Genomic DNA, 14,959 nt, shown 5'->3' with positions numbered 1-14,959 from the left:
TGGGTGCGAGGCCCGTCGGGTTACGCCCTTTGGGCTAACCCGACCTACGGTTTGCGGCTTTTCATCGTCAGGGGTAGGGCGGCAACGGGCAGGGTCATCGGCCATCCGGGAGTAGGGGGAACCGGCGAGTGGGACATCGACGTCCTATACTCCGTGTCTCGGTTTGAACGGGCGATTTCCGGCAGCCCGATCAGATCGCAGCAAGCGAGCCGGACCGATGGTGCTACGCACGCTCGGTCTGGCGGATACCGTTGCCGGGCCCGCTCCAGGACATGCCGCACATGGCGAACGCCAATGACTTCGAAAGCTTCCTGAAGGAACTCAAGGGTTTCATTCCGGAATCACGGCTCATCTCCGACCCCCTGCGCACCCTGACCTATGGCACCGACGCCAGCCTCTACCGGCTGATCCCGCGTCTGGTGGTGCGCGTGTCGGGAGAATCCGAGATGACGCGTATCCTGCCGCTGGCCAACAGGCACCGCATACCGGTAACGTTCCGGGCTGCCGGAACGAGCCTCTCCGGGCAGGCCATCACCGACTCGGTGCTGCTGGTCGTTGGCGACGAGTGGCGCAAGTGGCGCATCGCCCGCGATGCATCCCGGATCAGCCTGCAACCTGCAATCGTCGGCGGACACGCCAACCGCCTGCTCGCGCCCCATGGGCGCAAGATCGGGCCGGACCCGGCTTCGCTCAATGCCTGCCACATCGGCGGGATCGCCGCGAACAACGCCAGCGGAATGTGTTGCGGGACGGCGCAGAACAGCTACCAGACGCTCGACAGCATGCGGGTGATCCTCGCCGACGGAACGCTTCTGGACACCGGCGATCCGGAGAGTCGCGCGGCCTTTGCCAGGAGTCACAGCGGGCTGGTCGAGGCGCTCGCGGAACTGGGTCAGCGCACGCGGGCGGACACCGCGCTCGCGGATCGCATCCGGGAGAAATTCCGGATCAAGAACACCTGCGGCTACAGCCTCAACGCGCTGGTCGATTTCGAGGACCCGATCGACATCCTGCAGCACCTGATGATCGGTTCCGAGGGCACCCTGGGCTTCATCGCCGAGATCACCTATCGCACCGTGGTGGACCCCAAGCACAAGGCGACGGCGCTGATCCTGTTTCCGGACATCGCCAGCGCCTGTCGCGCGATCCAGATCATCAAGCCGCTGCCGGTTGCGGCCGCGGAGTTGATGGACCGGGCCTCCCTGCACTCCGTGGAGGACAAGCCGGGCGTTCCCGCGGCGCTGAAGGGGCTGGGCCCCGACGCGGCCGCCTTACTGGTCGAGACACGGGCCGACGATGCAGGATTGCTTGCCGAGCAGGGGCAGACGATCGTCTCCGCGCTGTCCGAGGTCGAGACCCTGAGCCCGGTGACCTTCACCGCGAACCGTCCGGAGTGCGACCGTCTCTGGGCGATCCGCTCGGGGCTGTTCCCGTCCGTCGGGTCGATGCGCAAGACGGGAACCACGGTGATCATCGAGGATGTCGCCGTGGCGGTGCCGAAGCTGGCCGCACTGACGATGGATCTGCAGGACCTGTTCCGGCGCCACGGGTACGAGGGTTCGATCATCTTCGGTCATGCGCTGGAGGGGAACCTGCATTTCGTAATCACGCCGGACCTCGGTCAGCCCGAAGCGGTCGAGCGCTATCGGGCGTTCATGGACGAGTTGAGCGAGATGGTCGTGGCGCGCCACGACGGCTCGCTGAAGGCCGAACACGGCACCGGGCGCAACATGGCGCCGTTCGTGGAGCTGGAATGGGGCGCGCAGGCCTATGGGCTGATGCGCGAGCTGAAGGGTCTGTTCGACCCCGAGAATCTCCTGAATCCCGGGGTGTTGCTGAACGACGATCCCGACGTGCACACCCGTAACCTGAAGCCGATGCCGGCGGTTGATCCGCTGATCGACAAGTGCATCGAGTGCGGCTTCTGCGAGCCGACGTGTCCGTCGCGGGCCGTCACTCTGACGCCGCGACAGCGCATTGTGGCGCTGCGCGAGCTGGCGCGTCTGGACAACAGCGGCGAGGCGCCGGCGCGTGCGAAACAGATTCGCAAGTCGTATCGGTACCAGGGGCTGGACACCTGTGCCGTCGACAGCCTCTGCGCGCTCGCCTGCCCGGTGGGTATCGATACCGGCAAGATGGTGAAACAGCTGCGGGGCAAGGGCTGGGGGCCGGCCGCGCACCGGGTGTCGGGATGGATGGCAGGGCATTTCGGCCCGATCACCGTGGCCACCCGCGCCGCACTGGGTTCCGCACACGCGCTGCACTCGATCATCGGCACGCGGATGATGTCGGGAATGACGGGCGGCTTCCGGCGCCTCAGCGGTGGCCGCATTCCGCTCTGGAATCCCTTCATGCCGCGCGCGGCCCGGTCCGCGCCGAAGTCGCGCCCTGCGGGTCCGTGGGCACCCCGGGTCGTGTATTTCCCGAGCTGCGCCAGCCGCACCATGGGTCCGGCACGCGGTGATCCGGAGACGGAGTCCCTGTCGGTGAAGACCGAGGCTCTGCTGCGCAAGGCGGGCTACGAGGTTGTCTATCCGGAGGGTATCGGGGCGTTCTGCTGCGGTCAGCCTTTCGAGAGCAAGGGCTTCCCCGACGACGCGGCCGCCAAGCTGAAGGAACTGGAGGCCTCCCTCTGGGAAGCGAGCCGGCAGGGGCAGGATCCGGTGGTCTTCGATACCAGTCCCTGTGCGTTCCGGGCGCGCCGCGACATCCAATCGGGCCTCTCGGTCTACGACCTTGCCGACTTCCTGCACGACTTCGTTCTCGATCGTCTGGAGATCTCCAGGGTTTCTGAAACGATTGCGCTGCACCCCACCTGCAGCACGATCAAGATGGGGCTGCAGCCGAAGCTGCGGGCGATCGCCGAGGCCTGTGCCGAGAAGGTCGTGGTGCCGGCACAGGTGCACTGCTGTGGCTGGTCGGGTGACCGCGGTTTCACCTTCCCGGAGCTGAACGCCGCCGCACTGAAGGACCTGCGCTCGGAGCTGCCCGACGAATGCGAGGATGGCTACTCGTCCAGCCGCACCTGCGAGATCGGACTTTCCCTGCACAGCGGCCGTCACTACCGCTCCATCGTCTACCTGCTGGACCGCTGCTCCCAACCGCGCAAGGACCTGCTGCCGCAGGGGGGCATCACCAAGCCGTAGGATTCCGCCAGGCGCAGGCTGTCCTGAGACGCAGCCGAGCCTCGCGGCGGCGGACCGGCGTTGGTGTGGACGTCGGGCGCAGGGTCAGCCGATGACCCTGCGCTTGAGCAGGCGGCCGGCTCCGGCAGCCTGGTGCAGAAGCCGTTTCCAGTCCCGCGACGAGGCCTGGAGCTGCAGTCTCTGCGCCCGGCAGCGCCGCGCCTCCTGGTAACGCGCGCCGAGCAGAGCCCAGACCAGGTCGATGTTGTAGAGCTGATCCGGAGGATCCAGGCGGACCGCGATCACGTCCTGGACGTCGATTCCCAACTCTCCGGCGGTGGTGTCGATCGCTGCACGGATCGATCTGGCCTTCGGGCCTGCCGGTTGGTCGATGTCGTAGGGCGGCTCCCACTCCTGCGCAGGCGGCAGCCGGTCGATGCCGGCAAGGACGACGAGGATCGGGATCAGGCTCCGGCGTGGATCGGCGGAAAAGCGCCCGCGGATCACCTCCATCGCGCCGCGGTCCAATGCGCGGGCGGGGGCATCGGCTGGGATCACCCAGAGCAGCAGATCGCTGTCCCAGGCACGTTCGGCCAGCCGTTCAAAGTCGTCGGGCGCACCCAGGCCGGGTGTATCGACGAGCAGGCCCTCGGGGAGATCGTCGCGCCGCAGGCGGTAGCTGCTGTCGCGGGTGGTCAGTCGCGAAGCGGCGACCCCTGCCGCCGGCTCGCCGAGAAGGGCATTGACCAGGCTGGATTTCCCGGCATTCACGCGGCCGGCGATCAGGATGCGCAGGGGGCCGGGCAGCACCGACTCGGCTTCTTCGCGGGCGGCCAGTTTCCGAATCTCGTCCGTGTCCAGGCGCAGCCGGCCGGAATACAGCTCGATGGCGGCACGTCCCACTTCCTCGACCCAGATCCGGGCGCCCTGCGTGCGCAGGTAGTCTCCCGCCTCGCTGAGCGTGGCGCCGACGATGCGCTGCCGTGCCTCGGCCAGCAGGGCCGCCATGGGATTGGCGATGCGGGTCACCCGCCAGGCATTGTGGAGGTGCCGAAACACCTTCATGCCAGTCGCGGCCATGGGTTTGTACTCCCAGATGCGCAGCAGGTGGCCAGCCTCGACCATGTGCACGGCGGGCACGTGATCCAGCAGCACCATGCGCAGACGGATACTGACCCGTTCCGTGAGTAGCAGGAGTTCCGGAACAGTGAAGCTCCATACGGGATCTCGATCCTCGGGATGATAATGCGTTGCGACGCGTTCTATGGTCTGGCGGGCCGCGGCCAGCAGCCGGTCCCGGTCGGTGACGATATCCCGATCCACGGAGGCGGCGACCGACTGCACCTCCTGCCAGGCGTCGAGATCCCTCGGTGACCAGTCTTCTCCCGGTTCGGAAACCGCCGCCTCTTCGTCGGTGGGCGACTCGGGCTTGCCCTTGCCCGCGCGGCGCCGCATCCAGAGAGCGGGCAGATAGCCCACGGCGGCCAGTACCGCCGCACCCAGCAGCCACCAAAGCAGCCAGCCCTGCTGCCACAGCCAGAGCAGACCCAGCGGCAGCAGAAGGAGAAACGGGAGCACCAGCAGCGACATGCCCCACAGCATCGCCACCCAGCGCCGCAGGAGGTCGCTCAATCCCTTTCGCCTGGCAGATGTCTCCGGCATGCGCGTCTCCATCGGTCCGGTCAGGGCGCGATGTGCACGTAGCCCTTGCCGACCAGGTCGACAATCCGCACGGCGCCCGACGCCACGCTGCTGGCCTCGGGAACCAGCGACATGCGCTGGCCCTCACGCTGCTCCGTGCTGTCGACGGTGATTTGGCAGTAAGTGAAACGAACCCCCTTCTCTTCGGCGAGTTCCGTGATCCGGTCGGCGAACTGGCTCGGGCGCCGAAGCAGGGTCAGGCCGGGACCGAAGGCGACGATCTCCACGTCGACCTCGTCGACCCCGTAATGATTGACCAGATTGTTGGCCACGCTGAGGACCATGGTCTGGCGGATCGGGTCATGGTCGCTGATCTGCAGGGCGATCCGCGGGATCGTTGGTGCATCCTGTGGTTCGGCCCAGGCCTGCGGCAGGGCGCACAGCAAAAGTATCATGAGGCAGGTTAGGGCGGTGCGGGTGCGCATGGTGGTTCTCCAATCGGGGTGCGGGCTCGACCCTCGATGGTACGCCAGCGACCCCTTGCCTGGGTATCAGCCCGCGAGCAGGATGACCAGCTTGAACAGGCCCGCCGCCAGCAACGCGGTTGCCGGCACGGTGATGATCCAGGCGGCGACGATGCGCACGACCAGCGAGCGCTTGACCAGTTGGCTCTCGTAGGCCTTCCGCATCGCCTTGCGTTCCTTTTTCGCGAACAGGCTGGACTCGGCCGACTCCTTGTGGCGCTGCTTCATCTCCGCGAGCATGAGTCGCTTCTCGGTGACCGGAGCTGCCTCGAAGCGGCGCAGGTATTCCTCCACCTTGGCCCGTTCCTCGCCCTCGTGCCCGGCGATGATCGTCTCCTCCATCTTCGCGTAGTTCATCTTCAGGTATTCGCGAAGGAAACCGACGCCAAAGAGGGCACCGATGGTCACATGGGTGGTCGAGACGGGCATGCCCAGTTGCGCGGCGATGATCACGGTGATGGCCGCCGCGATCGCAATGGAAAAGGCGCGCATGCGGTCGATTTCGGTGATTTCCTTGCCCACGGTACGAATCAGCTTCGACCCGTAAAGCGCGAGCCCGACGGCAAGGCCCAACGCACCGAGTACAAGGATCCACATCGGCGTGGGCGCGCGGCTGGCAATCTCGCCACTCTGGATGGCCTCGTAGATCGCCGCCAGCGGACCGACCGCGTTGGCGACGTCGTTGGCCCCGTGGGCAAAGCTGAGCAGGGCGGCGGCGAAGATCAACGGCAGCGTGAAAAGTTCGTTGACCCCTTCCTTGCTGTTTGTCATCTGCAGGGCATGCCGATGGATGATGCCGCGTAGCAGGAGAAAGACCAGGATCCCGAAGCCCAGGCCCACCAGTGCCGCGCGGTCCACCGGGAGCCGGTAGATGTCCCCGAGCCCCTTGATCAGCATGAAGGTGGCAAACGCCCAGGCCATGATGGCCACCAGCCACGGGACGACCCGGCCCGCAGCTTCGTGCATTTCTCCACGATAGGTGATGTTGCGCTTGATGACGTACAGGAAGCCGGCTGCGATCACGCCACCCATGAGCGGTGAGATCACCCAACTGGCGACGATCTGGCCGATGGTGCCCCAGTTGACAAGGCCCCAGCCACCGGCGGCGATGCCGGCCCCCATGACGGCGCCAATGATCGAATGCGTAGTCGAGACCGGCGCACCAAGGGCGGTGGCAAGGTTGAGCCATAGCGCGCCGGCGAGCAGCGCGGAGAACATGAGCCACGCGAAGTCCGAAGCCTGAGCAACACCGTCCGGATCGATGATGCCGCCCTTGATGGTCCCGACCACATTGCCGCCTGCGACGATCGCGCCCATCGCCTCGAAGACCGCCGCGATGGCGATGGCCCCGCCCAGGGTGATGGCACCGGACCCGACCGCCGGCCCCAGGTTGTTGGCGACATCGTTCGCGCCGATGTTCATCGCCATGTAGGCGCCGACGATAGCCGAGGAGACCAGCAGCAGGAGCCCCTGTGGCGTCAGCGCCGGAATGCCGCGCGTCTGCAGCAAGGCATAGACGAAGACGCCGATCATGAAGACCAGGGCCGCAGTCAAGCGCAGGTACTCGGGACTCCAGACCAACGTCCCCTTGCTGCCCTTCGGTGTTTCAGTGCCAAAGGCCATGGGTCGCCTTGTTACAATTTGATGACAGGCGCAATCCTACCCGTTGCCGGGCACGATTGTCAGGCCTTCCAGGGGGTTTTTGGCGGCGATCCCGGGTCTGCCCCGCGTCCATCCACCCACCGGCCCAGGAATGCCGGCCCCTTGGGAACGGTGCGGGGCGATCCTGCTCAGGCGGGCAGTGGTGTCGGCGTCAGTCGGGGATCATCCGGATGTAGCCGGTCGGGCACTCGTGGGCGCAGATACCGCAACCCTTGCAATAGTCGTAGTCGAACACGTAGTTGCTGCCGTCGATGGCGACCGCGCGCGTCTTCAGCACAGACTGGTCCGGGCATAGTGTCCAGCAGTTGTCGCAGGCCAGGCAGTCGCCGCAGGACAGGCAGCGGTGGGCCTCGTGACGAACCGCGCGTCCGTCCAGCCCGCCCTCGATCTCTTCGTTGCCGAGGCGCTGCGCGGCCGGAAGCACCGGCTCGTGCGCGGCAGGTGCAGACTCGAAGTAGTGGATGTTCAGCTCGCCGTAGGGAATCGGCTCCGGCGGCGCCCCGGGTTCAAGGGACTTGCCGGCCAGGCGACGGAGCATGCCGATGGCGGCGCGGCGACCATCGCCCACTGCCTCGCTCACCGTACCGTGATCCCCACGGGCATCGCCCCCGCTGAAGATACCGGAATGTTTCCGGAGTTCACCCCACCAGGGCTCCACCCGCATCTGGCCGCGCTCGACCAGGGCCTCGAAGCCGAGGGGATCGACGTCCTGCCCGATTGCGGGAATCACGTGCTCGACGTGGAGCACGGCCTCGGTGCCCTCGAATGCGACCCGGTGCAGGCGACCGTCGGCGTCCGCCAGTTTCTTCATGTGCACCAGTTCCATGCCGACCACGCGCTCGCCGCGCAGGATCAGGCGGCGGACGCCCCGGTGCTCGTGGATGGTCACACCTTCCTCGATGGCCTGGGAGACCTCGCGGTAGGTGGCTCGCATCGCATCATCCTGGGGCACGCCCGGCGCCGGAATGCGCTGGTGACTGATCAGGTGGACCTGCTCGACGCCCTGGCGGCGCAGTACGCGCGCGAGGTCGACCGCGGTATTGCCGCCGCCCACGATGGCCACGGACTTGGGTTGCTGGGGGATGGTCCCTTCGGCCACCCAGGTCTCGAGCAACTGCAGTCCGGTGTGGAGGTCCCCGGGTACCGCGAAGTCCGCGCTCCACTCGCGGCCCTTGCGCCGGCCGGGACCCAGGAACAGGCCGTCGTGTTCCGACTGCAGTTCCTCCAGCGAGACATCGCGCCCGAGACGGGTGGCCGGCCGGAAATCGATGCCGGGAAGCGCCAGGATGCGGTCGAGTTCCTGGTCCAGGATCGAGGGTGGAAGCCGGTAGTGGGGGATTGCGGTCCGCATGGTGCCGCCGGCCACGGGCATCGCCTCGATCAGCGTGACCCGGCAGCCTTCGCGCAGGAGGTGGTAGGCGGCCGCCAGTCCGGCGGGGCCGGATCCGACGACGGCCATCCGCGGGGCATCGGATCCCGGAGCGGCTACGGGATAGGCCCAGTGTTCGCGCAGGGCCTCGTCACCCAGGAAGCGTTCGACACCGTGGATGGTGATGGTCTCGTCGTAGTGTCCGCGGTTGCAGGCCGACTCACAGGGATGGTGGCACACGCGGCCCGTGATGGCCGGCATGGGGTTGGCAGCGACGATGGTCTCCCAGGCGCCGCGCAGATCGCCGTTCTCGACCTTGGCCAGGTAGGCCTGGGCATCCTCGCCCGCGGGACAGGCCGCGTGGCAAGGCGCGGCGCGACGGTCGTGCACCGGGCGCTCGACCCGCCAGGTGCCGGTCTTGAAGTCCAGGGAGGTTCCAGGTCGGGCATAGGCGCCGGGTGGGATTTCGATCATGTTCGGCTCGCTTGCATCGGTTGACGGGCGGGATGTCGGTTGGACCGGTTCCGCGGAAGGTTGCTCCGGTCAGGCCCAGCGGTCGCCGCCGCGGTGGACGGTGTCGGCACCCTCGGTATCGTATTTCTCGATGCCAACGCCACGCAGTTCGAAACGTTCGATGTTGCGGTTGGCGATGGCCTGCAGATGTTCGAGTTCCTTCCGCGCGCGATACGCGTCCGCGAACAGGTGCCGGAACCGGTTCTGCAGTTTCAGGTACTCGGAAACAGGTTTCGGGTCGCGGATCGGCAAAGTGCCGATCAGTTCGCCGCGCTCCATCTCGATGATCGGAAACAGGCCCGTCTGCACGGCCAGCCGCGCGACCTCGATGGTCAGCGACCCGTCGTGCCCCCAGCCCAGCGGGCAGGGCGAATGGATCTGGAGGAAGCTTGCGCCCTCGGTGTCCATGGCCCGGCGCACCTTGTTGCGCAGATCGGAAGGGTAGGCGACGGACGCGGTCGCGGCGTAGGGAATGTGATGCGCGGCAATGATGGAAAGAATGTCCTTCTTCATGTGCCGCTTGCCCATGCGCACCGCGCCGGGTGGTGAGGTCGTCGTCATCGCCGCGTGCGGCGTCGAACCGGAGCGTTGGACGCCGGTGTTCATGTAGGCCTCGTTGTCGAAGCAGATGAACAGTACGTTGTGCCCGCGCTCCATCATGCCAGACAGGGCCTGGAACCCGATGTCGAAGGTGCCGCCGTCGCCTGCGAAGGCGAGTACCTGGGTGGCGCGCCCCTGCTGCTTGAGCGCGGCCTCCATGCCGGCGGCGACCGCCGCCACGTTGCCAAACACCGAGTGAATCCAGGGCAGGCGCCAGGCGGACTGGGGCCATGGGGTGGTGAAGACCTCCAGGCAGCCGGTGGCGTTGGCGATCACGACATCGGGTCCCGCCGCCTCGGTGGCCAGGCGCGCGGCCAGGGCCTCGCCACAGCCCTGGCAGGCACGGTGGCCAGATTCCAGCCCGCGGAAGCGGGGCTGCTGGGCGCGCAGGGCGTCCAGGGACTGCAGGGGCTGTTCGTTCATGGCCATTCCTCGAGTCACAGCGGGCATTGGGCAATTTCTGTCAAACCAAACACCATCTTGCTTGTCTTTTCGTCCGTCCGTTGAGTTGCCATCACGGTTGCATGGAATGACCATGCAACCGTGATGGCGCCTTGCCGACGAATGAGCATCCGGCGCAATCCGGTATCCGGTTTTCCGGCAATAGCCTCAGCGGTCCGCCTCCGGTAGCAGGGTGGGGTCGGCGTCGATGATCGAGAAGCCTTTGCGCTGATTTTCGCCCAGTACGGCGTCGACCAGTTGCCGGTACAGGTCCAGGGAGAGGTCGCGGCCGCCCAGTCCGGCGGCGAAGTTGTGCACTCGCGGCGGCACTTCCATCTCGATCAGCGCGGTCTGCACTTCCGGCCCGACGATGCCGCCGGCGCCTGGCGAGAGCGCACGCTCGAGGACGATCAGGGTATCGAGACCTTCGCAGGCCTCCCGCAGGGCCTCTGTCGGGAAGGGCCGGTAGCTGCGCAATTTGATGAAGCGGGCACGCGGCAGGGAGGGGTCGTTATCCATCGCATCCTCGAGGGTGCCCAGGACCGAGCCCAGCGTCAGGATACCGAGCCGGGCCTCCGGGTCGCCCCGGACTTCCAGCAGCCCACCGCAGTGGCGGCCGACGACCTCTGCCCAGTCGCTGTCCGCCTTCTCGATCTCGGTCTGGGCGCGAAGAAGAGCCTGGTGATGCGCGTGGCGGACCTCGCTGAAATGCTCGGGTGCGACCAGCGTGCCGAGGCTGCGCGGATCGGCCGGATCGAGACCGTGGTGGAAGCGGTACGCGGGCAGGTAGCCGTCCACCTGTTCCGCACTCGGGAGATCCAGCGGCTCGAGCGTGTGGGTCAGGGTGAAGCCGTCCACGCAGACCATCACCGGCAGTTCGCAGCGTTCGGCGATGCGGAAGGCCTGCACCGTGGTGTCGATGGCCTCCTGGTTGGTCGCGCAGTAGAGCTGGATCCAGCCAGCGTCGCGGACGGCCATCGAATCCTGCTGGTCGTTCCAGATGTTGAGCGGTCCCGACAACGCGCGATTGGCACAGGTCATTACCAGTGGAATCCGCAGGCCGGCGATGTCGAACAGCACCTCGGCCATCAGCAGGATGCCCTGCGAGGCGCTCGCGGTGTAGGCGCGGGAACCGGCGACGGCGGCACCCAGCGCGACCGAGGCGGCGGAGTGCTCGCTCTCGACGCTGACCATTTCGCAGTCCAGTTTGCCATCGGCGACCAGCTTGGCGATGCCTTCGACGATGTGGGTCTGGGGCGTGATGGGGTAGGCCGCGACCACCTGTGGCCGGCACAGGGCGATCGTCCGTGCAAGGGCCTGGGACCCTTCAAGCGCTAACGCCATTTGCCACCTCCCGCCAACGACCGGCTTCGACGGTCGCGGCGGCGGCCTCGACCAGTTTCTGATTGTTTTCGAGCACCGGGCCCTTGAACCGCTCGGCGAGGGCGTCGAGCAGCGCCGAGATCGGCATCAGTTCGGTGAGCGTGATGAACGCCGCCAGCAGGGCCGTGTTGGGAACCGGACGGCCGATGTGTTCCATGGCCAGGCGTGTGGCCGGCATGGTGATGATCTCGTTGTCTCCCGAATCGTCGATTCCGGCCTCGGCCCCGTCGACCAGTATCGTGCCGTGGGCCTGCAGGCCGGCGAGCGTGCCGGGAACCTCGAGCAATGCCGGATCCTGGACGATCAGAAAGGACGGCTCGCGCACCTGGCAGCGGCGCCGAATGGGTTGTTCGTCGATGCGCACGAAGGCCGCAACCGGCGCGCCCCTGCGCTCCGCGCCGAAGGCCGGAAAGGCCTGTGCGTAGCGCCCGCCGTCGATTGCGGCGGAAGCGAGCAGGTAGGCTGCAACGACGTTGCCCTGTCCGCCGCGGCCATGAATCCTGATTTCGAGCATAACTGGTGTCCATCCCCTTGCATGTCGATGCACTGTCTGCCGGCGCCGGCCGGCAACAGCGGTGGCTGATCCAAATGCGACGCCCGGTCTCGCGGGCGTGACAGTCGTTCTGGTTCGTGACCGGTGAGTTTCGGTCCGTGGCCCGTGCCGCGCGCCGGATCGAGACAGGCCACGGCCAATGAGATTAGCAGACCGGCGGGCGGATTGCGTCGAGGCAGCGGGCAGTGATTCGATCGGCCGGACCTGTCCTCCTTGTTCGCGAACGGGTGGGGCCCGGGAAGCGCAAGGCCCTGTCCGGATCGGATTGAATTGCCGATCGGACCCTGCCTCCTGGACCCCGGGTCGGTGCAAAAAATCGAATGGTTCTTTCTTTGGTGGACGGAAGCGCTACCATTAGGCCATGGTCGAGAAAAAGCTTTTCACGGGCGAGATGATCAATGCGTCCGCCAGCGAGTATTGTGCGTCCATGGGGACCGAGTTGAGGGACTACGAACTCAGGGGCGTGTTCATGAAGGGCGGTTACAGCGGCAGCACGATCTTCGAGAGCTTCCGCAGGGACGTACCACCCGAGGCGGAAGTCGTGACCGACGTGCGTTATCTGGGCACCGTGACCGGGGAGAGCTTTTTCTACGCGGCCCGGCGCCTGGAGGTCATGATCGGGACGGCCCTGATCCGCAGAAAACCCTGAAGCACCCGCGCAGGGTGTTCGTGAACACAGCGGATTGGGCCGTTCGGCCGTCTGGTGCGCGCGCTCACCGGGTTCGCCCGCTGCGGTTCGGCTTTGCGTCACGGCACCCTGCGGCGCCCCGCATGCGACGTGCCTTTTGCGCTATCTTTGTGGTGATGAGTCCTTCCTTTCGGCCGATAGTGCCTTTGAGGCGACGCTGATGCCAGCGACCACAACCATAGCTGATGTGCGAGCGATGCTCGAACGGCTGGTGGCCTTTGATACCGTCTCGCGAAACTCCAACCTGGTTCTGATCGACTTCGTGAAGGGCTGGCTCGCCCGGCACGGCGTCGATTCGCTCCTGGTCCGTAGTGACGACGGCGACAAGGCGAACCTGTTGGCCACCGTCGGCCCGGCCGTGCCGGGGGGCGTGGTGCTGTCGGGCCACACCGACGTGGTCCCGGTGGAGGGCCAACCATGGACCAGCGACCCGTTCCGTGTCGTGGAGCGCGATGGCCGTCTGTACGGGCGCGGCACCTGCGACATGAAGGCCTTTCTGGCCATCGCGCTGGCACTCGTTCCCGACATGCACGGGCTGAGGCGGCCGATTCACCTGGCCCTGAGTTATGACGAGGAGGTCGGTTGTCGGGGAGCTCCGCGGCTGATCGATACGATGCTCGAACAACTGCCGCGGCCCGCCGCAGTGATCGTCGGCGAGCCCACTGAGATGCACGTGGTCAGCGCCCACAAAGGTATCGCCGTGATGCGCACCGTGGTCACGGGACACGAGGCGCACTCCAGCCAGACGCATCGCGGCGTCAGCGCCGTCACCACCGCCGCGCGGCTGATCGCCCATCTCGATGACCTCGCCCGCCAGCGCGTCGAGCATGGGCCGTTCGCGGCCGGTTTCGAACCACCGTACACGACCATTCACGTGGGCACGGTGCACGGGGGCACTGCCGTCAACATCATTGCCCGTGAGTGCAGCTTCGAATGGGATGTCCGCTCCATCCCCGAAGACGGTCCCGAGGGCATCCTGGAAGGTTTCCGGGAACACTGCCGGACGGTGGTCGAGCCGCAGATGCGTGTCATTGGACCGGGTAGCGGGGTCGCCACGGAGCTGTTGGTCGAGGCGCCGCCATTGGCACACGAAGACCTTAATCCGGCCATCGAATTGGCATGCCGGCTGGCCGCCGTGGATACTACTGTGCGGGTTCCCTTCGCGGCCGAGGCGGGCCTTTTCCAGCGTGCCGGTCTGCCGAGCGTGATCTGCGGTCCCGGGTCGATCGACCAGGCGCACCAGCCGGATGAGTTCATCGCCCTGGAACAGGTAGAGGCCGGGCTGGGCTTCCAGCGCAGGTTGATCGAGGCCCTGTCCTGACCCCTGCGGCTTATCATTCCATGACAGGTGCCAGTGCCAATGCCAGATCCGAACAGCAGCGATTCCGGTAACTTCACACGCCGCATTCCCGAGGGCGACGATCGCGGGCGTCTGGTCTGCGACGATTGCGGGTTCATTCACTACGAGAATCCCCAGATCGTGGTTGGCAGCGTGGCCTCCTGGGAGGGGCGGATTCTCCTGTGCCGGCGGGCCATTCCGCCACGCAAGGGCTACTGGACGCTCCCCGCCGGTTACCTGGAACTTGGCGAAAGCGCGGAGGCGGGTGCGGTCCGGGAGGCCTGGGAAGAGGCGCGGGCCGATCTGGAAATCGACCAGCTCCTGGCCATCTACTCGATTCCACGGATCAGCCAGGTGCAGTTGATCTACCGTGCCCGGCTCAAGAGCCCGGCAGTCGAAGCCGGTCCCGAGTCCCAAGAAGTGGGGCTGTTCCGGTTCGACGAGATTCCGACGGAGGAGATCGCCTTTCCGTCGGTCCACTGGGCTCTGAAGGATTACCGCGAAACTCTGGATCAGGCTGTGTTCGCCCCCCGTACGGCGCCTGTTGTGAGGGCGCCTCCGATCGCGGTACCCGGAGAGCCGGACCGTAACTGAAACCACCCCTGCGCAACCCGAAACGGCCTCATTTTTCTGTTCACTGGATCAGTGGGTGTTTTTACCTAGGGTATCCCCTGTCTTACCCGGGCCTGAGCCGTGGAGTAACTTTCTTGGGCAGGAACCAGAAAGCGCATCGGGAAGAGCGCGAACCTGGATCCCCGGAGAACCCCGAGGAGGTGGTGACAGTGGAACAATTTGACGAAGATTGCATCTGGTTCCGGGCTGATGTCTGGCTGGACACCGGCGTGGGTGACCCGATCAAGGTGCAGACGCGCAAGTTGTGCCGCAGCGGTGCCTTCCTGGAGTATTCCGGACCGATTACCGGCCGCTCGGTGGGAATCAGATTCCCGGAACCGGGTGCGCGCGGTGGCGGGCGACACGTCCATGGCATGGTGGCGGGGCGCTGGCCCGACGGCATATGGATACGCTTCAGCCAGGATCTTCGTTCTTCCTCGGAGATGTTGATGCGCAACGGGCTGTCACAGGGAGCCCGCGCGTCCAGCCATCGCCTCTGAGTCTTGCGG

Annotated in this window: 12 protein-coding genes; 5 read left to right on the top strand and 7 right to left on the bottom strand. The window is 66.3% G+C overall.

Annotated features, from left to right (window positions below; translation table 11 throughout):
- Positions 1–281 precede the first annotated feature (281 nt).
- The gene (locus tag EA346_RS06800; protein WP_296756933.1) at positions 282–3,146 is read left to right on the top strand and encodes an FAD-binding and (Fe-S)-binding domain-containing protein; all 2,865 of its coding nucleotides are present in this window, start codon (positions 282–284) and stop codon (positions 3,144–3,146) included.
- 84 nt (positions 3,147–3,230) lie between these two features.
- Here the strand turns inward: EA346_RS06800 and EA346_RS06795 are convergent, their stop codons facing one another.
- The 7 genes from EA346_RS06795 to EA346_RS06765 all read right to left on the bottom strand — a co-directional run bounded on the left by EA346_RS06795 (position 3,231) and on the right by EA346_RS06765 (position 11,772).
- Positions 3,231–4,757 (bottom strand): GTPase domain-containing protein, encoded by a 1,527-nt coding sequence (locus EA346_RS06795; RefSeq protein ID WP_296756931.1) that lies wholly within the window; start codon positions 4,755–4,757, stop codon positions 3,231–3,233.
- Between the two features lie 50 nt (positions 4,758–4,807).
- Entirely contained in the window at positions 4,808–5,251 is a 444-nt protein-coding gene (locus EA346_RS06790; protein WP_296756929.1) for a DsrE family protein, read from the bottom strand.
- Positions 5,252–5,317: 66 nt separating this feature from the next.
- Positions 5,318–6,913, bottom strand: a complete 1,596-nt coding sequence (locus EA346_RS06785; RefSeq protein ID WP_296756928.1) for an inorganic phosphate transporter — start codon at positions 6,911–6,913, stop codon at positions 5,318–5,320.
- 190 nt (positions 6,914–7,103) lie between these two features.
- Complete coding sequence (locus tag EA346_RS06780; RefSeq protein ID WP_296756927.1) at positions 7,104–8,795, bottom strand: FAD-dependent oxidoreductase; 1,692 nt, start codon at positions 8,793–8,795, stop codon at positions 7,104–7,106.
- A gap of 69 nt (positions 8,796–8,864) precedes the next feature.
- Positions 8,865–9,857 (bottom strand): thiamine pyrophosphate-dependent enzyme, encoded by a 993-nt coding sequence (locus EA346_RS06775; RefSeq protein WP_296756926.1) that lies wholly within the window; start codon positions 9,855–9,857, stop codon positions 8,865–8,867.
- A gap of 186 nt (positions 9,858–10,043) precedes the next feature.
- Positions 10,044–11,219 carry a pyruvate ferredoxin oxidoreductase gene (gene porA / locus EA346_RS06770; protein WP_296756925.1) on the bottom strand — a complete coding sequence of 392 codons (1,176 nt, stop codon included), beginning with the start codon at positions 11,217–11,219 and terminating at the stop codon, positions 10,044–10,046.
- Complete coding sequence (locus EA346_RS06765) at positions 11,203–11,772, bottom strand: 2-oxoacid:acceptor oxidoreductase family protein (protein ID WP_296756924.1); 570 nt, start codon at positions 11,770–11,772, stop codon at positions 11,203–11,205. Before EA346_RS06765 ends, porA begins: the two co-directional genes overlap by 17 nt.
- Positions 11,773–12,172: 400 nt before the next feature.
- Between EA346_RS06765 and EA346_RS06760 the strand changes: the two genes are divergently transcribed.
- The 4 genes from EA346_RS06760 to EA346_RS06745 all read left to right on the top strand — a co-directional run bounded on the left by EA346_RS06760 (position 12,173) and on the right by EA346_RS06745 (position 14,950).
- Positions 12,173–12,460, top strand: coding sequence for a hypothetical protein (locus tag EA346_RS06760; RefSeq protein WP_296756923.1), 288 nt, complete (start codon positions 12,173–12,175; stop codon positions 12,458–12,460).
- Positions 12,461–12,659: 199 nt separating this feature from the next.
- Complete coding sequence (gene argE, locus EA346_RS06755) at positions 12,660–13,820, top strand: acetylornithine deacetylase (RefSeq protein WP_296756922.1); 1,161 nt, start codon at positions 12,660–12,662, stop codon at positions 13,818–13,820.
- Between the two features lie 39 nt (positions 13,821–13,859).
- Entirely contained in the window at positions 13,860–14,432 is a 573-nt protein-coding gene (locus EA346_RS06750; RefSeq protein WP_296756921.1) for an NUDIX hydrolase, read from the top strand.
- A 188-nt stretch (positions 14,433–14,620) separates the two neighbouring features.
- Positions 14,621–14,950, top strand: a complete 330-nt coding sequence (locus EA346_RS06745) for a hypothetical protein (protein ID WP_296756920.1) — start codon at positions 14,621–14,623, stop codon at positions 14,948–14,950.
- Positions 14,951–14,959: the final 9 nt, after the last annotated feature.

The organism is Thioalkalivibrio sp. (assembly GCF_007692535.1).
GTDB lineage: Bacteria > Pseudomonadota > Gammaproteobacteria > Ectothiorhodospirales > Ectothiorhodospiraceae > Thioalkalivibrio.
Note: the sequence above shows the minus strand (reverse complement) of the source record. Positions and strands in the feature narration are given on the sequence as shown.